Source organism: Amycolatopsis sp. H20-H5, from assembly GCF_035828755.1.
Classification (GTDB): Bacteria; Actinomycetota; Actinomycetes; order Mycobacteriales; family Pseudonocardiaceae; genus Amycolatopsis.
This window is the reverse complement of the sequence record NZ_JAYMZS010000089.1, coordinates 1-26,605: the sequence shown is the minus strand read 5'-3', so window position 1 is coordinate 26,605 and position 26,605 is coordinate 1. Positions and strand designations below refer to the sequence as shown.

At 71.7% G+C, this 26,605-nt stretch carries 18 protein-coding genes; 6 read left to right on the top strand and 12 right to left on the bottom strand.

Going from position 1 to position 26,605, the window contains the following annotated elements:
• Position 1 precedes the first annotated feature (1 nt).
• On the top strand, positions 2-196 hold the full coding sequence (locus QMK34_RS34535; RefSeq protein ID WP_326418894.1) for an antitoxin: 195 nt from the start codon (positions 2-4) through the stop codon (positions 194-196).
• Positions 197-315: 119 nt separating this feature from the next.
• On the opposite strand, the gene mmsB is transcribed toward QMK34_RS34535, so the two are convergent.
• The 8 genes from mmsB to QMK34_RS34495 form a co-directional block, all read right to left on the bottom strand.
• Complete coding sequence (gene mmsB / locus QMK34_RS34530) at positions 316-1,560, bottom strand: multiple monosaccharide ABC transporter permease (protein WP_326418893.1); 1,245 nt, start codon at positions 1,558-1,560, stop codon at positions 316-318.
• A 6-nt stretch (positions 1,561-1,566) separates the two neighbouring features.
• Complete coding sequence (mmsA, locus tag QMK34_RS34525; RefSeq protein WP_326418892.1) at positions 1,567-3,096, bottom strand: multiple monosaccharide ABC transporter ATP-binding protein; 1,530 nt, start codon at positions 3,094-3,096, stop codon at positions 1,567-1,569.
• Positions 3,093-4,196, bottom strand: coding sequence for a multiple monosaccharide ABC transporter substrate-binding protein (gene chvE / locus QMK34_RS34520; protein ID WP_326418891.1), 1,104 nt, complete (start codon positions 4,194-4,196; stop codon positions 3,093-3,095). Before chvE ends, mmsA begins: the two co-directional genes overlap by 4 nt.
• A 14-nt stretch (positions 4,197-4,210) precedes the next feature.
• Positions 4,211-5,716: an L-arabinose isomerase gene (gene araA / locus QMK34_RS34515; protein WP_326418889.1), complete on the bottom strand. Its 1,506-nt coding sequence runs from the start codon at positions 5,714-5,716 to the stop codon at positions 4,211-4,213.
• 12 nt (positions 5,717-5,728) lie between these two features.
• A complete protein-coding gene (locus tag QMK34_RS34510) occupies positions 5,729-6,406 on the bottom strand; it encodes an L-ribulose-5-phosphate 4-epimerase (RefSeq protein ID WP_326418888.1) in 678 nt (225 codons plus the stop codon).
• Positions 6,407-8,083, bottom strand: coding sequence for a ribulokinase (gene araB, locus QMK34_RS34505; protein WP_326418907.1), 1,677 nt, complete (start codon positions 8,081-8,083; stop codon positions 6,407-6,409). It abuts the gene before it with no gap.
• A gap of 193 nt (positions 8,084-8,276) precedes the next feature.
• Positions 8,277-9,311, bottom strand: a complete 1,035-nt coding sequence (locus QMK34_RS34500; RefSeq protein WP_326418886.1) for a LacI family DNA-binding transcriptional regulator — start codon at positions 9,309-9,311, stop codon at positions 8,277-8,279.
• A 256-nt stretch (positions 9,312-9,567) separates the two neighbouring features.
• On the bottom strand, positions 9,568-10,080 hold the full coding sequence (locus QMK34_RS34495) for a sigma factor-like helix-turn-helix DNA-binding protein (protein WP_326418885.1): 513 nt from the start codon (positions 10,078-10,080) through the stop codon (positions 9,568-9,570).
• A gap of 118 nt (positions 10,081-10,198) precedes the next feature.
• Between QMK34_RS34495 and QMK34_RS34490 the strand changes: the two genes are divergently transcribed.
• The 5 genes from QMK34_RS34490 (at position 10,199) to QMK34_RS34470 (ending at position 23,957) form a co-directional block, all read left to right on the top strand.
• Entirely contained in the window at positions 10,199-11,164 is a 966-nt protein-coding gene (locus QMK34_RS34490) for a YeeE/YedE thiosulfate transporter family protein (protein WP_326418884.1), read from the top strand.
• Between the two features lie 436 nt (positions 11,165-11,600).
• Entirely contained in the window at positions 11,601-21,887 is a 10,287-nt protein-coding gene (locus QMK34_RS34485; protein WP_326418883.1) for a non-ribosomal peptide synthetase, read from the top strand.
• The gene (locus QMK34_RS34480) at positions 21,884-22,105 is read left to right on the top strand and encodes an MbtH family protein (protein ID WP_326418882.1); all 222 of its coding nucleotides are present in this window, start codon (positions 21,884-21,886) and stop codon (positions 22,103-22,105) included. The genes QMK34_RS34485 and QMK34_RS34480 overlap by 4 nt, the downstream gene beginning before the upstream one ends.
• Entirely contained in the window at positions 22,105-23,160 is a 1,056-nt protein-coding gene (locus QMK34_RS34475; protein ID WP_326418881.1) for an ATP-binding cassette domain-containing protein, read from the top strand. The genes QMK34_RS34480 and QMK34_RS34475 overlap by 1 nt, the downstream gene beginning before the upstream one ends.
• Before the next feature lie 5 nt (positions 23,161-23,165).
• The gene (locus QMK34_RS34470) at positions 23,166-23,957 is read left to right on the top strand and encodes an ABC transporter permease (protein WP_326418906.1); all 792 of its coding nucleotides are present in this window, start codon (positions 23,166-23,168) and stop codon (positions 23,955-23,957) included.
• Here the strand turns inward: QMK34_RS34470 and QMK34_RS34465 are convergent.
• From QMK34_RS34465 to QMK34_RS34450, 4 genes are read right to left on the bottom strand one after another with little or no spacing between them, the layout of a single operon-like run.
• The gene (locus tag QMK34_RS34465) at positions 23,889-24,236 is read right to left on the bottom strand and encodes a hypothetical protein (protein ID WP_326418880.1); all 348 of its coding nucleotides are present in this window, start codon (positions 24,234-24,236) and stop codon (positions 23,889-23,891) included. The two genes, QMK34_RS34470 and QMK34_RS34465, sit on opposite strands and share 69 nt — an antisense overlap.
• On the bottom strand, positions 24,197-24,772 hold the full coding sequence (locus tag QMK34_RS34460) for a hypothetical protein (protein ID WP_326418879.1): 576 nt from the start codon (positions 24,770-24,772) through the stop codon (positions 24,197-24,199). Before QMK34_RS34460 ends, QMK34_RS34465 begins: the two co-directional genes overlap by 40 nt.
• Positions 24,773-24,774: 2 nt before the next feature.
• On the bottom strand, positions 24,775-26,103 hold the full coding sequence (locus tag QMK34_RS34455) for a protein kinase domain-containing protein (RefSeq protein WP_326418878.1): 1,329 nt from the start codon (positions 26,101-26,103) through the stop codon (positions 24,775-24,777).
• Positions 26,100-26,468, bottom strand: coding sequence for a hypothetical protein (locus QMK34_RS34450; RefSeq protein WP_326418877.1), 369 nt, complete (start codon positions 26,466-26,468; stop codon positions 26,100-26,102). Before QMK34_RS34450 ends, QMK34_RS34455 begins: the two co-directional genes overlap by 4 nt.
• Between the last annotated feature and the right edge of the window lie 137 nt (positions 26,469-26,605).

The window sequence follows — 26,605 nt, the reverse complement described above, 5'->3', positions numbered from 1 at the left end:
GATGAGCTTATTCGACAAGGCGAAGGAAGCCTTGGGCAAAAACCCTGAGAAGACGGACCAGGGTGTGGACAAGCTTTCGGAAGCCGCCAAGGGCAAGTTCGGCGAGCACGGCGACAAGATCGACCAGGCCACCGACAAGGTGAAGGACTTCCTGCACAAGCCAGGCGGCGGCGAGCAGCCCCCGCCGGGCCGGTAACCCTCACCCCGCACGTCACCACGGGCCGGTGCGCCGCTTTCGAGCGACAGCGCACCGGCCTGTGGTGTGCGCGTGAGCAGTCGAGCGGCACCACCCTCCGTGGCGTCACCGAAGCTGCGCTAGGACGCCCGCCCGGCGCGGCGCTTGGTCCACACGTCGTAGACGACCGCGGCGAGCAGGACCAGGCCCTTGACCAGCATCACCCGCTCGCTGGGCGCGCCGATCAGGGACATCCCGTTGTTGATGACCGCCATGATCAGGCCGCCGGTGATCGCGCCGACCACCTTGCCGACCCCGCCCTGCACGGCCGCGCCGCCGATGAACGCGGCCGCGATGGCGTCGAGCTCGAAGTTGACGCCCGCGGTGGGACCCGCCTGGTTGAGCCGCCCGGCGAAGATCACGCCCGCCAGCGCCGCCAGCACACCCATGTTGACGAAGATCCAGAAGGTGACCGACTTGACCTTCACCCCCGACAGCGTCGCCGCCTGCAGATTGCCGCCGACGGCGTAGATGTGCCTGCCGAACACGGCCCTGGTCGTGAGCAGCGAATAGCCGACGACCAGTGCCGTCAGCAGCACGAGCACCCACGGCAGGTTCTTGAACCGCGCCAGCTGCACGACCACAGCCAGCACCAGCGCGGCCGCCCCGGCGAGCTTCAGCACGAACAGCCCCAGCGGGTCGACCTCCTGCAGATAGCCCGCCCGTGCCGCGCGTTTGCGCCACTGGGTGAACGTCATCCCGGCCACCGCGACGACGCCGGCCAGCAAACTGACCAGGTCGGCCCCGCCGAGCGGGCCGAGGCCCACGTTGCCGAGGTAGCCGTCGGTGAACCCGTTGGCCAGCGTCCGGATCGGGTCCGGGAACGGACCGATCCCCTGGTTGCCGAGCACGGTCAGGGTCAGCGCCCGGAACGCGAGCATGCCCGCCAGCGTCACGATGAACGCGGGGATGCCGAAGTACGCGACCCAGTACCCCTGCCAAGCGCCGATCGCCGCGCCCGCGACCAGCGTGAGGACCACCGCGAGCGGCCACGGCACGTGGAGGTTCACCATCAGCACGGCGGAGATCGCGCCGGTCAGCGCCACCACCGAACCGGCGGACAGGTCGATGTGCCCGGCGATGATGATCAGGATCATGCCGATCGCGAGGATCAGCACGTAGGAGTTCTGCACGATGATGTTGGAGATGTTCTGCGGTTCCAGGAGCGCGCCGCCGGTCAGCACCGTGAACAGCACGACGATCAGCGCGAAGGCGACGTAGATCCCGCTCTGGCGCGGGTTGAACGAGATCCGCCTCGGCGCGCGGGCCTCGCCGGAGCCGGTGCTCGCGGCGGGCGCTTCGGCTTCCGCTGGTGCGGTGGTCATGGCGGGTTACCCCTGTTCCTGGGTCATGTAATGCATGAGGCGCTCCTGGGTGGCCTCCGCGCGGGTGAGCTCGCCGGTGATCCGCCCGGCGGACAGGGCGTAGATCCGGTCGCACAGGCCCAGCAGCTCGGGCAGCTCCGAGGAGATGACCAGCACCGCCTTGCCCGCGTCGGCCAGCGAGTTGATGATCGAATAGATCTCGTACTTGGCGCCGACGTCGATCCCCCGGGTGGGCTCGTCGAGGATCAGCACGTCGGGATCGGTGAAGATCCATTTGGCCAGCACGACCTTCTGCTGGTTGCCGCCGCTGAGCTCGCCGGTCACACTCAGCACGCCCGGCGCCTTGATGTTCATGCTCCGCCGGAACTCGCTCGCGACGCGGTGCTCCTCGTGCTCGTTCACCCAGCCGCGGCGCGCGAGCTTGCCGAGACCGGCCGCGGAGACGTTGCGTTTGATGTCCTCGACGAGGTTGAGCCCGTACCGCTTGCGGTCCTCGGTGGCGTAGGCGAGGCCGTGCCTGATCGCGTCGCCGACGGAGCGGACGTCGATCTCCCGGCCGTCCTTGACCAGCCGCCCGGAGATGTCCGTGCCGTAGGAGCGGCCGAACACACTCATCGCCAGCTCCGTGCGCCCGGCGCCCATCAGCCCGGCGAGCCCGACGATCTCCCCGCGCCGCAGCGAAAGGTTCGCGCCGCGCACCACCGCCCGGCCGCGCTGGGCCGGGCTGTGCACCGTCCAGTCCTCGATGCGCAGCACCTCCTCCCCCAAGTCCGGCTCGTGCGGCGGGAACCGGTGTTCCAGGTCCCGCCCGACCATGCCCGAGATGATGCGGTCCTCGCCGACGTGGCCGGACCGCAGGTCGAGCGTCTCGATGGTGCGGCCGTCCCGCAGGATGGTGAGCGAGTCGGCGATCGCGGCGATCTCGTTGAGCTTGTGCGAGATGATCACCGAGGTCACGCCTTCTTCGCGCAGGCCGCGCAGCAGGTCGAGCAGATGCGCGGAGTCGTCGTCGTTGAGCGCGGCGGTCGGCTCGTCGAGGATCAGCAGCCTGACCTCTTTGGACAGTGCCTTCGCGATCTCGACGAGCTGCTGCTTGCCGACGCCGAGGTCGGCCACCGGCGTCACCGGGTTCACCCGCAGGCCGACCCGGCGCAGCAGCTCACCCGCCTCGTGATTGGTGCGGTTCCAGTCCACCAGGCCGCTCTTGGCCCGTTCGTTGCCGAGGAAGATGTTCTCCGCGACGGAAAGCCGCGGGCACAGTGCCAGCTCCTGGTGGATGATCACGATCCCGCGCCGCTCGCTGTCGCGGACCGTCGCGAACTCGCAGGGCTCGCCGCCGAAGCTGATCTCGCCCTCATACGAGCCGTGCGGGTACACGCCCGAAAGCACCTTCATCAGCGTCGACTTCCCGGCGCCGTTCTCACCGCAGACGGCGTGGATCTCGCCACGCCGGACCGAGAGATGGACGTCCTGCAGCGCTTTGACCCCGGGGAAGGTCTTGGTGATCCCGCGCATCCGCAGCAGGTCCGCCGTCATTTCAGCTGCGCCGGGGTGTAGTAGCCGGAGTCGAGGAGTTCCTTCCGGTAGTTCGCCTTGTCGACGACGACCGGCTGCAGCAGGTAGGCGGGCACGACCTTCTTGCCGTTGTCGTAGTCGGTGGTGTTGTTGACCTCCGGCTTGCCGCCCTTCAGCGCGGCGTCGGCCATATCGACGGTCACCGCGGCGAGCCGGCGGGTGTCCTTGTACACCGTCGAGTACTGCTCGCCGGCGATGATGGACTTGACCGAAGCGACCTCGGCGTCCTGGCCGGTGACCACGGGGTAGGGCTGCGCGGCGCTGCCGTAACCGTTGCTCTTCAACGCGGAGAGGATGCCGATCGACAGGCCGTCGTACGGTGAGAGGACGCCCTGCACCTTCGCGCCGCCGCCGTAGGTCTTGGTGAGCAGGTCCTCCATCCGCCGCTGCGCGGTGGCCGGGTCCCACCGCAGGATCGCCACGGTGGCGAAGTCCTTCTGCCCGCTCTTGACCACCAGCTTGCCGCTGTCGATCAACGGCTTCAGCACCGACATCGCGCCGTTGAAGAAGAACGTCGCGTTGTTGTCGTCGGGCGAGCCGCCGAACAGCTCGACGGTGAACGGCCCCGGCCCGGTGCCCAGCCCGGTCACCAGGGAGTTCGCCTGTTCGACGCCCACCTTGAAGTTGTCGAACGTCGCGTAGTAGTCGACCGCGGGGGTGTTGCGGATCAGCCGGTCGTAGGCGATCACCGGGATCTTCCGGTCGGCGGCCTCCTGCAGCTGGGTGGTGATGGCGGTGCCGTCGATCGAGGCGACGACCAGGAGCTTCGCGCCCTTGGTGATCTGGTTCTCGATCTGGTTCACCTGGGTGGGGATGTCGTTCTCGGCGTACTGCAGGTCGACCTTGTAGCCCAGCTTCTCCAGCGCCGCCTTGATGTTGTCCCCGTCGTGGATCCACCGCTCGGACGACTTCGTCGGCATCGTGACACCGATCAGCGCCCCCGCGCTGCCCGCCGGACTGTCCCCCGGCGCGGCCGCCTGCTCGCCGGTCTTGGTACTGGAACCGCAGGCCGCCAGCAGGACGCCCAGCGCGACGATCCCGGTCAGTTTCGTGAGCCTCATCGTTTCTCCTTAACTCAGAATCCCTGGGCGAGCCGGTGGTACGCCTGGTTCCAGCGCAGCCGGTCCGCGAACGCCGCGGTGGTGGTGTCGTGGTCGATCACCAGCAGTTCGACGCCGAGCATGTGGGCGAAGTCGCGGACGGTCTCCGTGCCGACCGCCTGGCTGAGCACGGTGTGGTGCGGCGCGCCCGCGGTGATCCAGGACTCGGCCGACGTCGTGAGTGACGGCGCGGGCCGCCACACCGCGCGGGCCACCGGCAGGTTCGGCAGCGGCTGGTCGGGTGGCACGACCTCGACCTCGTTGGCCACGAACCGGAACCGGTCGCCGAGGTCGGCCAGCCCGATCACCACCGCGGCGCCGGGAGCGGCGTCGAACACGAGCCGGACCGGGTCCTCGCGCCCGCCGATGCCCAGCGGGTGGATCTCGCACGACGGGCGGCGGGCGGCGATGCTCGGGCAGACCTCGAGCATGTGCGCGCCGAGGATCTTCGGCTCGCCGGGGCCGAAGTGATAGGTGTAGTCCTCCATAAAGGACGTTCCCCGGCCGGTCCCCCTGCCCATCGCCTTCACCGCGGCGAGCAGCGCCGACGTCTTCCAGTCGCCCTCGCCGCCGAAGCCGTAGCCGTCGGCCATCAACCGCTGGACGGCCAGCCCCGGCAGCTGGCGCAGCCCGCCGAGATCCTCGAAGTTGGTGGTGAAGGCGCCGAAACCGCCCTCGGTCAGGAAGCGCCGCAGGCCCAGTTCGATCTTGGCCGCGTACCGCAACGACTCGTGCCGCCCGGCTCCGGCACGCAGTTCGGGCGCGAGACGGTACGTGCCGCCGTACTCGGCCACCAGCCCGTCAGTGTCCACTTCGGACACCGTGTCGACGAGCCGGACCAGGTCGTCGACGCCGTAGGTGTTCACCGAGACGCCGAACTTCAGCTCGGCCTCGACCTTGTCGCCCTCGGTGACGGCGACGTCGCGCATGTTGTCCCCGAACCGCGCGAGTTTCAGCGACGCGAGCAGCTGACGGCCGGTCGCGGCGCGGGCCCAGTCGTCGACGCGGCGGGCCAGCGCGGGGTCGGCGGCGTGCCCGGCGACGGTCTTGCGGGCCACGCCGAGCCGGGTCTGGATGTAGCCGAACTCGCGGTCGCCGTGCGCGGCCTGGTTGAGGTTCATGAAGTCCATGTCGATGGACCGCCACGGCAGCGTCTCGTTGAGCTGGGTGTGCAGGTGCAGCAACGGTTTGCGCAGCGCGTCGAGCCCGGTGATCCACATCTTGGCCGGTGAGAAGGTGTGCATCCAGGCGATCACCCCGGCACAGGCGGGGTCGGCGTTCGCCTCGAGCAGCACCCGGCGGATCGCGGCGGGCTCGGTGAGCACCGGCTTGCCGACGATCTCGGCGGAGATCCGGCCGGAGTCGGCGAGCAGCCGCTGGATCTGCAGTGACTGCCCGGCGACCTGCGCGAGGGTCTCCTCACCGTAGAGGGACTGGCTCCCGGTGAGGAACCAGAGCTCGGGTTTGCTTGCGGAAGGCATGGTGCTCCTTGGTCAGTGCTGCCCATAGACGTTCCGGTAACGGGCATGGAGGCGGTCGACGTCGTCCTGGCGCAGCGGGGGCGGGGTGCCGAGCTGGTGTGCGATGTGGACGGTCCTGGCGACGTCTTCGAGCAGCACGGCCGACTTCACCGCCGCGCGGGCGTCCGTGCCGACGGTGAACGGCCCGTGCCCCCGCATGAGCACGGCGGACGAACGGCAGGCGCGCAGGGTTTCGACGATCCCGCGGCCGATGGAGTCGTCGCCGATCAGCGCGAACGGGCCGACCGGGATCTCCCCGCCGAACTCGTCCGCGATCATCGTGAGCACGCAGGGGATCGGCTCGCCGCGCGCGGCCCAGGCGGTCGCGTAGGTGGAGTGCGTGTGGACGATCCCGCCCACGTGGGCCAGGTGCCGGTAGACATAGGCGTGCGCGGCCGTGTCGGACGAGGGCGCGAGCTCACCCTCGACGAGGACGCCGTGGAGATCGGTGACGACCATCGTCTCGGCCGACAGCGCGTCGTAGGACACGCCCGACGGTTTGATGACCATCAGATCCTCGCCCGGCACCCGCGCGGACACGTTGCCCGCGGTCCAGCTGACCAGGTCGTTGCGGGTCAGTTCCCCGTGCAGCTCGGCCACCGTCGCCCGCAGTGCGGCGACGGTGCCGAGGATTCCAGCGGTGACGGACATCTAGCTCTGTCCTTTCCGGACGGACCGGCGAAGATCCTTCAGCCGGTGCATGACCTCGTTGGCGCCGCGGCCGAAGTAGTCGTGCAGTGCCGTGTACTCGGCGTACAACCGGTCGTAGGCCTCGACGTTGCGCGGGATCGGCTGGTAAACCCCGCGCCGCACCGAGCCCATCGCGGCCGACGCGGCCCCGACACTCCGGTGGCACCCGGCCGCGACCGCGGCGTGGATGGCCGAGCCGAGCGCGGGTCCCTGCGCCGAGCCGCTCACCGAGAGCGGCAGGTTCAGCACGTCGGCGTAGATCCGCATCAGCAGCGGATTCCGGATCAGCCCGCCCGCCGCGACGAACTCGGTCACCGGCACGCCCGCGGCCACGAAGGTCTCGACGATCGTGCGGGTGCCGAAAGCGGTCGCCTCCAGCAGCGCGCGGTAGGTGTCCTCGGCGCGGGTGGCCAGGGTCTGGCCGACGATCAGCCCGGACAGCTCGTGGTCGACCAGCACCGAACGGTTGCCGCTGTGCCAGTCCAGCGCGACGAGCCCGTGCTCCCCGATCTCCTGTCGCGACGCGAGCTCCGACAGCAGATCGTGCACGGACAGCCCGAGTTCCCGCGCACGGTCGTGGTACTCCGGCGGGACCCCGTGCTCGACGAACCAGCCGAAGATGTCGCCGACCCCGCTCTGCCCGGCCTCGTAGCCCCACAGGCCCGCGACGATCCCGCCGTCAACGACCCCGCACATGCCGGGGACCTCCCGCAGCTCGGTCCCGTTGAGCACGTGACAGGTCGACGTGCCCATGATCGCGACCAGCTGCCCTGGCCCGGCGGCCCGTGCGGCGGGCGCGGTCACGTGGGCGTCGACGTTGCCGACCGCGACCGCGATGCCCTCGGTGAGGCCGGTCCAGCGAGCGGCCTCGGCGGTGAGCCCGCCCGCCCGGGATCCGAGCTGTCCCAGCGGATGCTCCAGCTTTTCGCTGACGAAACCACCGAAACCGGGATTCAGCTCGCGCAGGAAGCCGGCGCTCGGATAGCCGCCGTCCTGGTGGATGCCCTTGTAGCCCGCGGTGCACGCGTTGCGGACGTACGTGCCGGTCAGCTGCCAGACGATCCAGTCCGCCAGTTCGACCCAGTGCCGCATCGCGGCGTAGACCTCGGGCGCCTCTTCGAGGACCTCCAGCGCCTTCGCGAACTCCCATTCCGACGAGATGAGGCCGCCGTAGCGCGGAAGCCACTTCTCCTGGCGTTCGGCGGCGAGCGCGGTGATCCGGTCCGCCTGGGGCTGCGCGGCGTGGTGGCGCCACAGCTTCACGTAGGCGTGCGGGTTCGCGGCGAACTCGGGCAGCTCGCACAGCGGGGTGCCGTCCGCGGTCGTCGGCACCATCGTGCAGGCGGTGAAGTCCGTGCCGACGCCGACGACGTCCGCCGGATCGGCCCCGGCCGACTCCAGCGCCGCGGGCACGGCGTGGCGCAGCACGTCGACGTAGTCCGCGGGCACCTGCAGCGCCCAGTCCGGTGGCAGCACCCGCCCGTCTGGCCGGGCAGGTTCCGGCAGGGCCCGGTCGAGCACGCCGTGGCGGTACCGGTGCGTCGCGCTGCCCAGCTCGGCGCCGTCGGCCACCCGGACGACGACCGCGCGCCCCGACAGCGTCCCGAAGTCGACACCGACCACGAGTGGTTCTGTTATCGCTGACACTCTGCTCCGTTCTCAGGGCTCTGGACGGGGGAACCGGGGCGTGCCGCGGACGGCGGCGGGCAGCAGCGGCGGCGTGGCCGGGTTGACGAGCCTGCCGGAGAACGTTCGCGACGCATGACTCTCCTGTGAGTGTTAGCGTTAACATTGCACTGGGTGAACGCTTACGGGGACCGTCCACTGTGGTCTAGCGCGGGCCGGTGCTCTCCCGCACGATGAGTTCCGGGGTCACCAGGTGGCGCGCCCGCTGCTGCTCGCCGCCGTCCATGTGCTCGGCCAGCAGGCCGAACGTGCGCCTGCCGACCTCGATGAAGTCCTGGCGCACCGTGGTCAGCGGCGGTGAGTAGTACGCCGCCTCCGGCACGTCGTCGAAACCCGCGACCCGCACATCCTGCGGCACCGCGACCCCCGCCTCGGCGAACGCCCGGAGCAGCCCGAGGGCCATCTGGTCGTTCGCGGCGAACACCGCGCCGACGCCTTTCTCCTTGATGAGCGCCTGCCCCGCCTCGTAGCCCGAGCGCGAACTCCAGTCCCCGCGCAGGACTCGCGGGACGTCGGCGCCGCGGCGGTCCAGCGTCTCCCGCCAGCCGCGTTCGCGATCGCGGGCCTCGAGCCAGTCACCGGGGCCCGCCACGTGCCAGACCGTCCGGTGGCCGAGGGCGAGCAGGTGCTCGGTGACCCGGCGCGCGCCGTCGTACTGGTCAACGGAGATCACCGGCACCGCGGCCGTCTCCCCGCCGCCGACCGCGACGAGCGGCACGTCCCGCGGCGCGTATTCCAGCGCGATGCCCGCCGTCACGTGCGGGGCGATCACCACGATGCCCTCCACGGCCTGGCGCCGCAGATACTCGATGGCGTCCGAAATGGACGATCGCTGTGGCCTGCTGACGCTGGAGATCGTGATGGCGTAACCCGCCTCGCGCGCCGCGTTCTCGATGCCGTAGAGCGTGCTGGCCGGGCCGTACAGATTGGACTCCAGCGCCACCACCCCGAGCGTGCCGGAACGGCCGGTCACCAGCGCGCGGGCCGCGGAGTTCGGCCGGTAGTCCAGCTGCTCGACGGCCGTGAGCACCCGGGCGCGGGTCTCCGGGCGCACCGGGCCGGTGCCGTTGACCACCCGGGAGACGGTCATGTGCGAAACACCGGCGAGGCTCGCGACGTCGGTCAAGCTGGCCTGCCTGCCCGCCACCTTGCCGGGATCGTCCGCTCCGGATCCGGCCACCGCCGCCACCTCCAGCCTCGTTAGCGTCACCCTTCCGAGTGACGAGTAGAGGTAGTGTTAGCGATAACATCCCTCAGGTCAAGCCCGAATCTCAGAACGCGTTTCATGCGTGCCCCTGAAGGCCACCATGACGGCGTTAAACGCCGTGAAGGCTCCCATCAGGGCACACGGCAAGCCTGGGGTGGCGACTGAAGGGACGCGGCCCCAGGCGCCAAACTGGACGACATGACATCAGTGTCCGGACGCCTTCTCAGACTCAGTACCGGGTGCGGATGGTGAGGGTCGTCAGCGCGGAGCGCACCAGCCGGGCGATCTGCGCGGGCGTCCACCCGGTGTGCGCGGCGATTTCCGCCACCGACCGGCCCTGCAAGGTCGTGGCCCACAGGGCGAACCGCTGCCGTGGCGGCAGCAGCGCCAGCTCGTCGAGCAGCACCGCTTCCCGCAACGCGCCCTCCAGCCCGTCCCTGTGCCGCCTGCCCCACTGGGCGCGCACCTCCGTGACGAGCCTGGCGCGCAGCCTGCGGCCGAACCGGGGAGCCAGCGGGCCGTCGACGGCCGGGTCTGAGACGTCCCAGACGTCCATCGTGGCGGGCGGGGAGAACACCCGGCGGCACAGGCGCGCGCTCGCGTGGCGGGACCGGCCCATCCGCCTGGCGACGCGGTAGGTCAGCGCCAGCATCCGCTCCCGCACGTCGAGCGGGTCCAGCCAGACCCAGTCCGGCACCACGAAGGCGGGACGGGGGTTCGGGGATTCGGGCGGTGTACTCATCTCCCGCCCATCATGCCCCGGGGAGCGCACCGGCGACCAATCCGGGCGGCCCCCGGCGTCGAATCTCTGCTGCCCACGACGAATCGCGTCGCGGGCTGTTCCAGGACGGGGCGGGCTGGTGACCACGATCGCGCTGACGGCGGGAGCCGCGGCGGGTGTCGGCATGGGATACGTGCTGCAGCGCTCCCAGCTGTGTTTCCACGCCATGTTCAGCGGGCTGACCCGGCACCGGCTCGTGCTGGCCCGAGGCTGGCTGCTCGGTGTCGCGATCGCCGCCGTGGGCCTGGCGTTGGTGTTCCTCACCCCATTGGGTGACGGCCTCAACCGCGGCCTGCCGTTCACGCCGGTCGCCAACATCGCGGGCGGCCTCGTGATCGGCGCGGGCATGGCGGTCGCCCGCAGCTGCGTGTCCGGCCTGTTCTTCAAACTCGGCGCCGGGATGCTCGGCTGCGTCGCCGGCCTGATCGGCTGGGCGGCGGGCGAACTCGCCGTCCGCGATCTCGTGCTCCCGGGGCCGACCGTGCTCGCACCCGGGCCCGGTGCGACGTTCCCGGGGCTGCTGGGCATCCCCCAGCTCGTGTTCGCGCTCGTTTTCCTCGCGCTGACCGTCGCAGCGCTCTGGCTCCGGCGCACCGGCGAGCGCCCCGAACACCGCTGGCAGTGGGATTGGCCTGTGGTCGGGGTCGCGCTGGGCCTGGTCACCGTCGCGGGCTGGGTGCTGGCGGGCGTCGGCGGCTCGTCGTTCGGGCCGAGCTCGGTCGGCGCCGTGGCGAGTGTCGCCGCCGGACTGCCGAACTGGTGGCTCATCGCCTTCCTGCTCGGCATCGTCGCGGGCGCGGCCGTGGCGGCTCGCACCGCGGGCGGGTTCGAGCGCCGCGGTGAACGTCCCCTGCGCTACCTCCAGCTCGCCGCGGGCGGCTTCCTGCTGGGCGCGGGCGGCTGGATCGCCGGTGGCTGCAATCTCGGCCACGGCCTGTCCGGCGTCGCGCAGCTCAACGTCGCGTCCTGGGTCACCGTCGCCGCGATGATCGCCGGGCTCACCGCCGTTCGCGGCGCGGTGTCGGTGCTCACCCGCCGGAAATAAAACCGTGATGTGCCACACAAGGTCCCACCTGGTTACGCGTGCCTGCCGAAGCAAGGGCGTAATCCGGACCGCCCCACCGTAGGAGTTCAAATGAATTTCATGCAGTCGATCATCAGCCTGGTCATTTCGATCGGGAACATCAGCATCTTCTGAGCACCACGCCCGGATGACGGGCTGAGGCCGCGACGGACCCCCTCACAGGGGCTTCCGCCGCGGCCTTTTGTCATGACAGCAACGAACTTTCACCCGAATAGCTACCTGCGAGTAGATCATCGCTACGGGGAACTCGATCTTGTGTCACCCGAAGGTGTGTCATGTCACCCGGACCAGTCCAGCTGTCGGCAACCACCGAACCACTCGTGTCGCCGGGCGGAAGTTCGCCACGCATGTGGAAAGTGGGGGAATTGTGGTTCTTGGTCATGGGAAGAGCTTTCCGTTGTCCATCGCGCAACAGGGGATCTGGTTCGCGCAAGCCCTGGCTCCCGGCAATTCCCTGTTCACCATTGCCCAGTACCTCGACATTCACGGCGAGGTGGCGGCCGGCTCCCTGGAGCGGGCCACCCGCCAGGTGGTGACCGAGACCGACGCCCTGCGCACCAGGTTCGTCGTCGTCGACGAGCGCCCCGCCCAGGTGATCGGCGCCCCCGGCGACTGGTCGCTGCCCCAGGTCGACCTGCGCGGCGAGCCCGATCCCGCGGCCGCCGCCCGCACCTGGATGCGCGACGAGCTGGCCGTCCCGATGGATCCGCTGTCCGGGCCGCTGTACACGGCCGTCCTGCTCCAGCTCGCCCCCGCGCGTTTCTTCCTCTACCAGCGCGTGCACCACCTGCTGGTCGACGGCTACGGCGCGGCACTCATGATCCGCCGCGTGGCCGACCTCTACCGGGCACTGCAGGCCGGGGTGGACGGCGGCCAGAGCGGGTTCGGCTCGCTGCGGGAGCTCGTGGCCGACGACGTCGCGTACCGGGAGTCGGACCGGTTCGGCACCGACGGGCAGTACTGGCGCGACCGGTTCGCCGACCGGCCCGCCGCCACCCTGCTCACCGGGTCCGCCGCCGCCCTGTCCGGCACGTTCCACCAGCAGACCGGGCAGCTCGGCCCGGACGAGGCACAGGACCTGCGCACGACCGCGCGCACGCTGGGCACCGACTGGTCGCCGCTGGTGATCGCCGCCGCGGCCGCGTACCTGCACCGGGCGACCGGTGAACAGGACGTCGTGCTGGGCATGCCGGTCACCACGCGCCGCAGTCCACTGCTGCGCGGCACCCCCGCCATGGTGTCCAACATCGTCCCGCTGCGGCTGCGCGTGACGCCCGCCACCACGATGGCCGAGCTCGTCGGGCAGACCTCACGAGAGGTTCGCGCCGCGCTCAAACACCAGCGCTACCGCAGCGAGGACCTGCGCCGCGACCTGGCCCTTCCCCGCGATCACCGGCTGCACGGCCCGACGATCAACATCCTCCCGTTCGACCCGCGCATGGAGTTCGGCTCGCACGACGCGTCGATGCACAACCTGTCCGTCGGCCCGGTCGACGACCTGTCCATCGTCGTGCAGGGCATCTCCGCCGAGAACGGCATCCGGGTCGACTTCAACGCCAACCCCGCGCGCTACACCGCCGGTGAGGTGACCGGCCACCACGGCCGCTTCCTGCGCCTCCTGCGGGCCGCGACGGCCACCCCGGACGTGGCGATCGGCTCGATCGAGCTGCTGGCCGCCGCCGAGCGCGAGCGGGTGCTGCGCGAGTGGAACGACACCGCGATGGCCACCGAGCCCGCGACGCTGCCTGAGCTCTTCGCCGCGCAGGCCGCCAAGACGCCGTCCGCCGTCGCGGTGTCGGACGGCGACACCAGCCTGACCTTCGCCGAGCTCGCCGACCGGGTGAACCGCCTGGCCGCCGTGCTGGCCGAGCGCGGTCTCGGCGCCGGTCAGGTCGTCGCCGTGGCGCTCCCCCGGTCGACGGAGCTCGTCGCCGCGCTGCTGGCGGTCAGCCGCACCGGCGCGGCCTACCTGCCGCTCGACACGACCTATCCCGCCGAGCGGCTCGCCTACCTGCTCGAAGACGCGCGGCCCGGCGTCGTGCTCACCGACACGGCCACCCAGGCGAACCTGCCCACGAGCGCGGCGCGGCTGCTGCTCGACGACCCCGCGCTCGTCGCGGAGCCGATCGGCGCCGAGCGCACTGGCCCCGGCCCGGCCGACGCGGCCTACCTGATCTACACCTCGGGTTCGACCGGGCGCCCCAAGGGCGTCGTGGTCGAACACCGCTCGCTGACGAACCTGTTCGCCGGTCACCGCCGGACGGTGTTCGCCGCCGGTCGCCACGCGGCGGGCAAGGACGTGCTGCGCGTCGCCCACCTGTCCGGGGTGGCGTTCGACGCCTCGTGGGACCCGATCCTGTGGATGCTCGACGGCCACGAGCTGCGCATGGTGCCCGACGACGTCCGCCGCGATCCCGAGCGGTGCGCACGCTACCTGGGCGACGAGCGGATCGACTCCATCGAGACAACGCCGTCCTACGTCCGTCAGCTGCTGGCCGCCGGGGTGCTCGACCAGCCCAGCGGCCACCCCGCGGTCTGGGCGCTGGGCGGCGAAGCCGTCGACGCGCGGCTGTGGGCACAGCTCACGTCGGCGCCGCGCCTGCTGGCGCTGAACCTCTACGGCCCAACGGAGTCCACAGTGGACTCCGTGGTCGCCGCGATGTCCTCCTACCCGGAGCCGACGATCGGCAAGCCGGTCGGCAACGTCCGCGCCTACGTGCTGGACGCCGCCCTGCGGCCCGTCGCCGTCGGCGCGACGGGTGAGCTGTACCTGGCGGGCGCGGGACTGGCCAGGGGCTACCACGACCGGCCCGGCCTGACCGCACAACGCTTCGTCGCCAACCCGTTCGACGGGCCCGGCAGCCGCCTCTACCGCACCGGCGACCTCGTGCGCTGGACCGGCGAGGGCGCGCTGGAGTTCGTCGGCCGCGCGGACGAGCAGGTGAAGATCCGCGGGTTCCGCATCGAGCTCGGCGAGATCGAGGCCGCGCTGACCGCGTTCGAGGACGTCGAACAGGCCGCTGTCGTGGTGCACGGTTCCGGTGACCAGCAGCGGCTGGCCGCCTACGCGGTGACCACTGCCGACACCGCGGACCTGCGCCGACGGCTGGCGTTGGAACTGCCGGAGTACCTCGTCCCGCAGCACGTGACCGCCTGGGCCGAGATCCCGCTGACCCCCAACGGCAAGCTCGACAAGGCACGGCTGCCCGTGCCGGGAGCGGCCGCGGCGACGCACTCGCGTCCCCCGGCCACCGACGCGGAGCGCGCCCTGTGCGTGCTCTTCGCCGAGACGCTCGACCTCGCCGAAGTGGGCGTGGACGACGACTTCTTCGAACTCGGCGGGCATTCGCTCCTCGCCACCCGGATCGTCAGCCGGATCCGCGCCGAGCTGGCCGCCGACATCGCCATCCGCACGCTGTTCGAGGCGCCGACCCCGGCGCTGCTCGCCGAACGGCTCGGCGCGGCCGCCGCCGACAACCGCCCGGTGCTCGCGCCGCGCTGGCGCCCGGAGCGGGTCCCGCTCTCGTTCGCCCAGCAACGCCTGTGGTTCCTCAACCGGCTCAACCCGGACTCCGCCGACTACACGATGCCGGTCGTGCTGCGGCTCACCGGCGAGGTCGACGTCCCGGCGCTCCGGCAGGCGCTGACCGATGTGGTCACCCGCCACGAAAGCCTGCGCACGATCTTCGCCGAGTCCGACGGCGAGCCCTACCAGCGGATCCTGCCCACCGAGGCGACCGGCGCCGGGCTGGACCTGATCGACGTCGCGCCGGGCGAGCTGGCCGACCGGCTCGCCGCCGAGGCTTCGCGCGGTTTCGACCTGACGATCGACGCGCCGCTGCGGGCCTGCCTGCTGCGGACCGGGCGGACCGAGCACGTGCTGCTGCTCGCGATCCACCACATCGCCGGGGACGGCTGGTCCTTCGGGCCGCTCGCCAGGGATCTCGCGGTCAGCTACGAGGCCCGGCTGCGCGACGATTCCGCCGCGCTGCCCGAGTTGACCGTGCAGTACGCCGACTACGCGCTCTGGCAGCGCGAACTGCTGGGCTCGGAAAACGACCCGGCCAGCCGGCTGTCGGCGCAGCTCGGCTACTGGAAGTCCCTTTTGGACGGTGCGCCCGCCGAGCTCACCCTGCCCGCCGACCGGCCGCGTCCGGTGGAGCCCGACGGCGCGGGCGGCACCGTGTCCGTCGAGCTGCCCGCCGCGCTGCACACCACCCTCGCGCGGGTCGCCGCCGCGAGCGGCGCCAGCGTGTTCATGGCCTTGCACGCCGGGCTCGCCGCGCTGCTGTCCAAGCTCGGCGCGGGCACGGACATCTCGATCGGCACCCCGGTCGCCGGCCGCACCGACCCGGCGCTCGACGAGCTGGTCGGCTTCTTCGTCACAACGCTGGTGCTGCGGTCCGACCTGTCCGGCGACCCGAGCTTCCACGACCTGCTCGCCCGGGTGCGCGACGGCGATCTCGCCGCCTTCGAGCACCAGGACGTGCCGTTCGACCGGATCGTCGAGGAGCTCGCCCCCGACCGCGTCCCCGGCCGCAACCCGCTGTTCCAGGTCATGCTGACGCTGCAGAACAACCCCGAGCCGGTGGTCGAGCTGGGTGGCCTGCGGATCGAGGTGGACCCCGCCGCGATCACCGGCACCGCCAAGTTCGATCTGTCGCTCACCCTCACCGAGCGCCACGACGCCCGCGGCAAGCCAGCCGGGATCACCGGCGAACTGGAATACAGCCGGAGCCTGTTCGACCGCGACACCGCCGAGTGGATCGTCGAAGGCCTCGTCCGGCTGCTGACGACCGCGCTCGAGCGGCCCGCGACCCCGTTGCGGCTCGCCGGGGTGCTGACTCCCCAGCGCCGACAGCAGCTGGTGCACGAGTGGAACGGCGCGCAGCGGCCCGTGCCCGAGGTGACCCTGCCCGCGCTGTTCGAGCGCCAGGCGTCGCACAGTCCACACCGGACTGCCGTGGTCGCGGCGGGCCGTTCGCTGAGTTTCGCCGAGCTGGACGAGCGGGCCGACCGGATGGCCAGGCTCTTGGCCGCGCGGGGTGTCGGCCGTCAGGAGCCGGTCGCGGTGGCGCTGCCCCGTTCGGCGGACACCGTCGTGGCGTTGCTGGCGATCCTCAAGCTGGGCGCGGTCTACCTGCCGGTCGACATCGAGTACCCGGCCGACCGCATCCACTACCTGCTCGACGACGCCAGGCCCGCCCTGCTGGTCACCACGGCCGACATCGCCGGGCGGCTCAGCTCGGCGCTGCCCTCGGTGCTGCTTGACGACCCGGGACTGCTCGACGCAGTGCCTCCCGCGCTGCCCGGAAACGCCCGTCCAGAGCCGGGCGACGCCGCTTACCTGCTCTACACCTCGGGTTCGACCGGCCGCCCCAAGGGCGTCTCGGTGGAGCACCGGGCGCTGGTCAACCTGCTGCACAGCCACCGGACCCAGGTCTACGGGCCCGCCGTGGCGACCACGGGCCGCAGCGTGCTCCGCGTCGCCCACACCGCGGGCGTGTCGTTCGACGCTTCCTGGGACCCGATCCTGTGGAGGGTCGACGGGCACGAGCTGCACCTGCTCGACGACGACACCCGCCGCGACCCGGAGGCACTGCTGGCCTACGTGCGCGGCCACGGGATCGACGCGATGGAGACGACCCCGTCGTACGTCCGCCAGCTGCTGACGCTCGGGCTGCTCACCGACGAGCGGCACCGCCCGGCCGTGCTCGCCCTCGGCGGCGAAGCGGTGGACCCGCCGTTGTGGCGTGAGCTCGCCTCGACGCCCGGCCTGCTGGCGTTCAACTTCTACGGCCCCACCGAGTCCACAGTGGACTCGGTGGTGGCCAGGATCTCCGGCGCGACGCCGGTGATCGGCACGGGCGTGGACAACGTCGAGACCCACGTGCTCGACGCCGGGCTCCAGCCGGTGCCCGGTGGCGTGCTCGGCGAGCTGTACCTGGCCGGTGCCGGGCTGGCCAGGGGCTACCGTGGCCGGTCCGCGCTGACCGCGGAGCGGTTCGTGGCCAACCCGTTCACCGGCGGCGGCGCCCGGATGTACCGCACCGGCGACCTCGTGCGCTGGACCCGCTCCGGCGCGCTGGAGTTCGCGGGCCGCGTCGACGACCAGGTGAAGATCCGCGGGTTCCGCGTCGAGCTGGGCGAGATCGAAGCCGTGCTGGGCAAGCACGAAGCGGTGTCCTCGGCGGCCGTACTCGTCCACAGTGGACCCCAGGGCGCCGACCGGCTCGTCGGCTACGTCGTCGCCGGGCGGCCGCTCGAATCCCGTGAGCTGCGGACGTTCGCGGCACGGGAGCTGCCGGACTACATGGTGCCGCAGGTGATCATGACGCTGCCGGAGCTGCCGCTGACCCCGAACGGCAAGCTGGACAAGGCCCGCCTGCCCTCCCCCGAGGTCGCGGCGAGCGGCCGGGCCCGACGTCCGCGCACGACCACCGAAGCCCGGCTGTGCGAGCTGTTCGCCGAGACGCTGGGTGTGCCCGAGGTCGGCGTCGACGAGGACTTCTTCGCGCTGGGTGGGCATTCGCTGCTGGTCACCCGGCTGGTCAGCCGCATCCGCGCCCGGCTGGGCGCCGACGTCGCGATCCGCACGGTGTTCGAGGCGCCGACCCCCGAGGCGCTGGCGGCACGCTGGTCGGAGGTCCGCGAGGTGCGTGCCCCGCTGAAGCCGCGCGAGCGGCCCGAACGCATTCCGCTGTCCTACGCCCAGCGCCGTATGTGGTTCCTCAACGGCTTCGAGGGCAGCGGCACGGGGTACCACATCCCGATGGCTCTGGAGCTGCACGGCGAGCTCGACCGCGCCGCGCTGCACCAGGCGTTGCTCGACGTGCTCGCCCGGCACGAAAGCCTGCGCACGGTGTTCCCCGTCTCCGGCGGCGTTCCGTACCAGCGGGTGCTGCCCGTCGGCGAGGCGGAGATCGGCCTGCCGGTCACGCTCACCGACCGCGAACGGCTCGCCGGGGACCTCTCGGCACTGGCGGCCCAGCCGTTCGAACTCGACCACGAGCTGCCGCTGCGGGCGAGCCTGTTCTCCCTCGGCGAGCACGAGCACGTCCTGTTGCTGGTGGCGCACCACATCGCCAGCGACGGCTGGTCGACCGCGCCGCTCGCCAGGGACCTCGCCGCGGCCTACTCCGCGCGGCTGGGCGAGACCGAGCCGTGCCTGGCCCCGCTGCCCGTGCAGTACGCGGACTACAGCCTGTGGCAGCACGAAGTCCTCGGCAGCGAGGACGACGTGACCAGCCCGCTGCGGCAACAGCTCGACTTCTGGTCGGCGGCACTGTCCGGGCTGCCCGAGGAACTCGCGCTGCCGTTCGACCACCCGCGCCCCGCCGAGTCGAGCCACCCCGGCGCGACGATCCGGGTGGACCTGCCCGAGCGGCTGCACGCCCGGCTCGCGGCCTTCGCCGCCGAGCACGGCGTCAGTCTGTTCATGGCGCTGCACGCCGGGCTCGCCGCGCTGCTCTCGCGACTCGGCGGCGGCACGGACATCGCCATCGGGACCCCGGTGGCGGGCCGGACCGACGAAGCCCTCGACGAGCTGGTCGGGTTCTTCGTCAACACGCTGGTGCTGCGTGCCGATCTCTCGGGCGACCCCGGGTTCGAGCAGCTGCTCGGCCGGGTGCGCGCGGCCGACCTGGCCGCCTTCGACCACCAGGACGTCCCGTTCGAGCGGGTCGTCGAGCAGATCGCGCCGGTCCGCACGCTCAGCCGCCACCCGCTGTTCCAGGTGATGCTGACGCTGCAGAACACCCCGACCGTGGAACTCGGCCTGCCGGGGCTCGCGGTGACCGTGGCGGACTTCGGCGAGGTCGCGGCGGCGAAGTTCGACCTGTCGCTTTCGCTGGCCGAACACCGTCACCTCGACGGCTCCCCCGCCGGGCTCACCGGGACGCTGGAATACAGCTCCGAGCTGTTCGAGCGGGAGACCGTGGAGCGGTTCACCGGCTGGCTGGCGCGGCTGCTCGACTCCGCCCTTGACGAGCCCGCCCGCCCGATCGGCGAGCTCGAACTGCTGTCCACCGGCGAGATCGAGGCCGTGCTGCAGGGCTGGAACGACACCGCACGGGCACTGCCGCCCGGCACCGTCGTCGAGGCCTTCGAGCGGCGGGCATTGGACAACACCGACCTCGCGGTGGTCGCGGGTGGCGCCCAGCTCACCGCCGCCGAGCTCAACGCCGAGGCCAACCGGCTCGCCAGGCTGCTGCGCGGCCGCGGGATCGGGACGGGCGACACGGTCGCCGTCGCGCTCAACCGGTCGGTCCGGACCATGGTCGCGCTGCTGGCGGTCCTCAAGTCCGGCGCGACGTACCTGCCGATCGACCTGTCCTACCCGGCCGAGCGACTGCGCCACATGCTCGCCGACGCCGGGCCCGCGCTGGTGCTCACCGAGTCCGCCACCGGGCTGGACCTGCCGGGCGCGGCGGCGGTGCTCGACCTCGACCGGGCCGACCTGTCCGCCGAGGCCGCCGAGGACCTGACCGACGCCGAGCGGCGGCGGCCGCTGTCGGGGCAGCACCCCGCCTACGTCATCTACACCTCGGGCTCGACGGGACGGCCGAAGGGCGTCGTCATCGAGCACCGGTCGCTGGCGAACCTGTTGCGCCACCACCACGAAGAGGTGTTCGAACCCGCTTCGGCCCGCCTCGGCGGGCGCAGGCTGCGCGTCGCGCTGACCGCCGCGGTGGCGTTCGACGCGTCGTGGGACCCGATCCTGTGGATGATCGACGGGCACGAGCTGCACATCGTCGACGACGACACCCGGCGTGACGCCGGCGCGCTCGCCGGGTACCTGCGGGAGCGGGGCGTGGACGCGATCGAGACCACGCCCTCGTACCTGCGGCAGCTGATGTCGGCGGGCCTGCTGGACGGCGAAGGGCACCGCCCCAGCGTGCTGGCGCTGGGCGGCGAGCAGGTCGACGACGGCCTGTGGACCGAGCTGCGCGCACTGGAAGGCTTGACCGCGTACAACTTCTACGGCCCGACAGAGTCCACTGTGGACTCCGTCGTGGCAGGCCTGGCGGACGGCCCCCGCCCTGGCATCGGACGGCCCGTCCACAACACCCGCGCCTACGTCCTCGACTCCCGGCTGCGCCCGGTGCCCGCCGGGGTGGCGGGCGAGCTCTACCTGTCCGGGGCCGGGGTCGCCCGCGGTTACCTGAACCGGACGCAGTTGACCGCCGAGCGGTTCGTCGCCGACCCGTTCGACGGCGACGGCACCCGCATGTACCGCACCGGCGACCTGGCCCGCTGGCGCCGCGACGCCACGCTGGAGTTCGTCGGCCGCGCCGACGACCAGGTGAAGCTGCGCGGCTTCCGGGTCGAGCCCGGCGAGGTCGCCTCGGCGCTGGAAGCCGACTCGTCGGTGGCCGAGGCCGCGGTGGTCGTGCGGGACCAGCGCCTGCTGGCCTACGTGGTCCCGGCGACCCCGGAACCGCCGTCGGCCGACGCGCTGCGGGCCGCGCTGGCGGGCTCGCTGCCCGATTATATGGTCCCGGCCGCGTTCGTGGTGCTGGACAGCTTGCCGCTGACCCCCAACGGCAAGCTCGACCGGCGGGCGCTGCCCGACCCGGACGGCACCACGGCGGTGTCCGGCCGCGGGCCACGCTCGCCGCGCGAAGACGTGCTGTGCAAGCTGTTCGCGGACACGCTCGGGCTGGACCGGGTCGGCATCGACGACAGCTTCTTCGAGCTCGGCGGGCATTCCCTGCTGGCGAGCAGGCTGATCAGCGAGATCCGCGGCGCGTTCGGTGTGGACCTGCCGATCCGGCGGCTGTTCGAGAGCCCGACCGTCGCCGGGCTGGCGGCCCGTCTCGAGGACGGGTCCGACAGCGGCGACCTCGACGTCCTGCTCCCCCTGCGGACCACCGGCGCCCGCCCGCCGCTGTTCTGCGTGCACCCGGCGAGTGGGCTGTCCTGGACTTACGCGGGGCTGCTGAAGCACCTCGCGCCGGACCAGCCGCTCTACGGGCTGCAGTCGCGCAAGCTCACCGAGCCGGACTTCGACCCTGGCAGCATCGCCGAGATCGCCGCCGACTACGTGGCGAAGATCCGCTCGGTCCAGCCCGCGGGGCCCTATTACCTGCTCGGCTGGTCCTTCGGCGGGAACCTGGCACAGGAGGTCGCGAACCAGCTCGAAACGGCCGGTGCCGAGATCGGCCTGCTGACCCTGCTCGACGCCTATCCCGAGGTGCCCGGCGACGGCCTGGAGTCGGCCAGCGAGTCGGACATGTTCGGCGCTCTGCTGGTCAATCAGGGCTTCGCGGTGCCCGCGGGCGGATCGCTGGACCGCGCCGCGGTGCTGCAGGTCTACCGCGACGCGAACAGCCCGCTGGGCAGCCTCGGCGAAGAGGCGCTCGGCGCGATGGTGAGCGCGTTCGTCACCCAGGCGAACCTGATGCGCTCGTTCACCCCCGGGCGGATCGACGCGGAAGTGCTGTTCTTCACCGCGTTGCGAGGCCGCGACGAGCGGTCCCCCACCCTCGGCGACTGGCTGCCCCACTTCGCCGGGCCCGTCGACGAGCACGGCGTCGACGTCCTGCACGCCCAGCTCACCCAGCCCGACGCGCTGGACCACCTCGGTCCCGTCGTCGCGCGCCGCCTCACCGAGCGGCAGGCCGAACCCGGCCGCCCGGTCTCCCCCTGTCAGCCACCAGCAAGAACGGGAAACCGCCCATGAGCGACCACTCGACCAACCCCTTCGAAATCCCCGGCGGGCAGTACCTGGTGCTGGTCAACCACGAGAACCAGCACTCACTGTGGCCCGGCTTCGCCGAGGTCCCGTCCGGCTGGACCACCGCGTTCGGCCCCGGAGCGCGCGAGGACTGCCTCGCGTTCGTCGAACGGAACTGGACCGACATCACCCCGCAGAGCCAGCTCGCGCAGGAGGTCGAGTGATGCCCGGACGCCACCGCGAACCCGCGGTCCTCATCGAAGGGCTCCGGAAGTCCTTCGGCAGCAAGAAAGCGCTCGACGGCGTCGACCTGGAGATGGCCGCCGGGCAGGTGTTCGCGCTGCTCGGACCCAACGGCGCCGGGAAGACGACGACCGTCCGCATCATCACGACCCTGCTGCGCCCGGACGCCGGCCGGGTGTTCGTCGCGGGCGTGGACGTGTCGGCCGACCCCGACGCCGTGCGCCGCTCGATCGGGCTGTCCGGGCAGTACGCGGCGGTGGACGACAAGCTGACCGGCTTCGAAAACCTCTACCTGGTCGCGAAGTTGTACGGGATGCGCCGGAAAGAGGCCGCGGCGACCGCCCGCGAGCTGCTGGAGCGCTTCCACCTCGACGACGCCGCCGACCGGCTCACCGGCACCTACTCCGGCGGTATGCGCCGCCGCCTGGACCTGGCGGGCGCGCTGGTCGCCACCCCGGCCGTGGTGGTGCTCGACGAGCCGACCACCGGGCTCGACCCGCAGAGCCGCCTCGACACCTGGGACGTCGTCGGCGAGCTCGTCAACGACGGCGCCACCGTGCTGCTGACCACCCAGTACCTCGAGGAAGCCGACCAGCTCGCCGACCGGATCGCGGTCATCGACCACGGCCGGGTGATCGCCGAGGGCACCAGCGACGAGCTCAAGAGCTCGACCGGCGGGGAACGGCTCGAACTGGTGACGGCCGACGAGCGCGACCTCGCCACCGCCCACCGCGTCCTGTCCACGGTCGGCACCGCTCCCCCGTCGGTGGACCGCCGGGCGCGGCGGATCGAGGTGCCGGTGCGCGACGGTCAGTACGCGCTCGCCGCCGCCGTCGGCAAGCTCAACGCCGAGCGGGTCCGGGTGCTCGATCTCGGCCTGCGCCGGGCGACCCTCGACGACGTCTTCCTGGCGCTCACCGGCGGCTCCGCCGGGGCCCCCGAACCGGTGGACAGCGAGCAGACGATGGTGCTGCCGCCCGTCACCCATTGGCCCGAACACTCGGGCGTGCTCGATCGTCAGGAGGTCGGCGCGTGAGCACCATGACCCGGATCGCCAAGGACTCCAGCGCGCTGGCCTGGCGGAACCTGCTCAACATCCGCCGCACACCCGGCTCGATCTTCGCGAGTGTGCTGCAGCCGATCATGTTCGTGCTGCTGCTGGGCTACGTGTTCGGCGGCAGCCTCGGCGGCGACACCTACCGCGAGTTCATCATGGGCGGCATCTTCGCCCAGACCGTCACCTTCAACGCCTCCTTCACCACCATCGGGCTGGCGAACGACCTGCAGAAGGGCGTCGTCGACCGGTTCCGCTCGCTGCCGATGTCCCGCGTCGCGGTCATGCTCGGGCGCACCACTTCCGACCTGACGACCAGCGTCATCAGCCTGCTGGTGACCAGCCTGTGCGGGCTCGCCATCGGCTGGCGCATCCGCGGCAACCCGCTCGACGCCGTGTTCGGCTACCTGCTGATCCTGCTGTTCGCCTTCGCGATGTCGTGGGTCGGCGCGTTCATCGGCCTGGTCTCCCGCAGCGTCGAGGTCGCCCAGAGCCTCGGGCTGATCTGGCTGTTCCCGGCCACGTTCATCTCCTCGGGCTTCGTCTCGGTCGCCGCGATGCCGGAGCCGCTGGCCACCATCGCGGAGTGGAACCCGATCACCTCGCTGGCCAACGCGGCCCGCGACCTGTTCGGCAACCCGACACCGGCGAGCCTGCCGCAGCCGCACGGCTGGCCCGCCCAGAACGCGATCCTCTACTCGGCACTGTGCTCACTCGGGCTCATCGCCGTGTTCATGACGCTCGCCGTGGCGCGCTACCGCCGCGTCGCCACCCGCTAGCGGCGACCCGCCGGGCGCCGCGGCAAGACGGACTGGACCTTCGCCCGTCAGTCCGCCAGTGCCGCGTTCAGGCACGCTCAAGGCCGACGGCAGGGTCAGGATCGACGGCACCGTCATCGCGTAGGCGGCGGCCAGGCTCAGCCTGCGGTAGTTGCCCGCCCGGACGCCGTCCAGCACCGCGAAGCGCGGATCGTCTTCGACTTGCCGCAGGCCGTGACCGTCGAAATCGAGGCCAAGGATCAGGTCGGCGTCCAGCTCGCCGATCCGGTCCGGGCCCACGGAAACCGTGTCCAGGTGCGCGGACGGCACCGGGGGTTTCGGCTGCCGTGGGCTCGGCAGGCCGAGCCCCACGGCAGCAGGCTGGCGAAGGGCGATCGGTGCGCCGGGAGGTGCAGGACGCCGTCGCCGTGGCAGGAGAACGCGGCGATCGACCCCACCGGTCGGAAGGGCCGAAACCCGTCGAGGGCCCATTCGAGGTCGGCGACGAGGTTCGCGGCGCGCGCGTCGAGGCCGAACGCCGCCGCGACGATGCGGAGCTGCGCGGGGACGTCGTCGTTCGGCAGGACCAGCACCGGTGCGCCGAACCGTTGGTACGCCTCGAATTCCCGCGGCTCGTTCGCGGCGAGGTCCGCCGAGGCCACGATCAGATCGACGCCCGCCGCGCGCAACTGGCCGGTGTCGGCGCCCGCCGCGGTGTGCCTGATCGCCACGTCCCCCTCCTGGGCGATGGCCCGCCAGCTCGTCGACTCGGGCGCGGCGGGCAGCAGCCCGAGGGCGAACGAAACTTGAAGTTCCCGGGCCCGGGGATCGTGCACGGTCAGCCGGTTTGGCAGGTGGGGGTCAGGGTGGCGGGGTTGTCGCCGCGGGTCAGGCCGATGAACCCGAAGGTGGTCGAGGCGTCCGGCGCGACCACGGCGTTCCACGCCGCGTTGGTGATCGCGACCGAGGCGCCGCGCTGCTGGAGCACGCCGTTCCAGAGATTGCTGATCCGGTGCCCGGCGGGCTCGGTCCAGCGCACCACCCAGCCGGTGAGGCTCACCCGCCCGAGATTGCGCACGGTCACCAGCACCTGATAACCGCCCTGCCAGGACTGGGTCACCTCGTAGCGCGCTTCACACTCCGCGCGGTCTCGGAGAACGGGAGCGGGTGACGGCACCGAAGTCGTGCTCGGCGCCGGGGCGGCCTGGAGCGCACCGGTGGTCTCGGCTCCCCCGGCCGTGGTTCCGGCGAACGCGGCGCCGGCCAGGCAGGCGGCTACGGCGGTCACCGCCGCGACCCGCCAGCGCCGGAGCCTGCGGCGACGAGGGATCAGGCGGGTGACGGCCACCGGCCGGGGCGGCGGCACGGGCCTGCCGTGGGCGACTTCGGCGAGCGCCGTGCGGACCTCGGCCATCGCGGGCCGTTCGGCGGCGTCGCGCCGGAGCATGCTGAGCAGGACGTCGGCGAGCGGGCCGCCGTGCCGGGGCGGATCGACCTCCTCGTAAGCGATCCGCACCAGCAGCGCCAAGGTGTTCTCACTGGTGCCGAACGGCGGTCTGCCTTCGAGCGCGGTGTAGAGCGTCGCGCCCAGGGAAAACACGTCCGACGGGAACCCGGCCTCCTCGCCACCCGCGACCTCCGGGGCGAGATAGGCGGGCGTCCCGGCGATGAACCCGCGGCTGGTCACCGTCGCTTCCCCCGAGGCACGGGAGATGCCGAAGTCGGCGATCACGGCCGTGCCGTCCGCGGTGATCAGGACGTTTCCCGGCGTGACGTCGCGGTGGACGATGCCCGCCGCCTGGGCCGTCGCCAGCGCGGACGCCACCTGCGCGCCCGCCTTCGCGACGTAACCGGCGGGCAGCGTCCCGTGTTCGGCCAGCAGGCCCGCCAGACTCGACGGCAGGAACTCCATCACCAGGTACAGGTTGCCCGTCTGCTCGACCACGTCGTAGACGGTGATCGCGTGCGGATGCCGCAGCCGCGCGGCGACCCGCGCTTCCCGCATCCCGCGCCGGCCACCGACACCGGTGGTCGCGTCGAGTTGCTTGACCGCGACGACCCGGTCCAGCAGCTCGTCGCGCGCCCGCCACACGACACCCATCGCGCCCCGGCCGACGCGGGCCAGCAGCCGGTAACGTCCGGCGATCAGCACAGCGTCGTCGGTCATGGCCAACACTCCGATCCCGAGGCACCGTCCAGGGCCTTTCCCTGCACACGTGCCCCGGCCGGGAACGGTTCACCCTCGGTCCCCAAGATCTCTGGCAGCGTGACTCCGCGGGCGAGACGCGGACCCTCAGCAAGGCGCACGAGTTCGATGGTGACCCGCGGGCAGCCGTAGCGCTTGCGGTGCTCGGTGTGGACCTCGGCGATCTCGGTGGCTAGTTCCTCCTCGGCCGCGGCGTGCGCGGCTCTGACAGGCGCGGCCGCGATCCATTCGTAGAACCCAGGACGGCGCACAGCCAAGACCCGGCACAGCAGTGCGACGCCAAACGCGGCGCGGTGTTCGGAGATGAACCGGTAGCTGCAGGTCAACGACCCATCTCCTTGGCGAAATAGGCGGCTGCCTTCCGCAGAATCTCCTTCTCCACCTCCAGTTCCGCCACCCGCTTACGCAGCGTCCGCAACTCATCCTGATCGGCACCGCCCGACGCGGCGGACGGCCAGCTTCT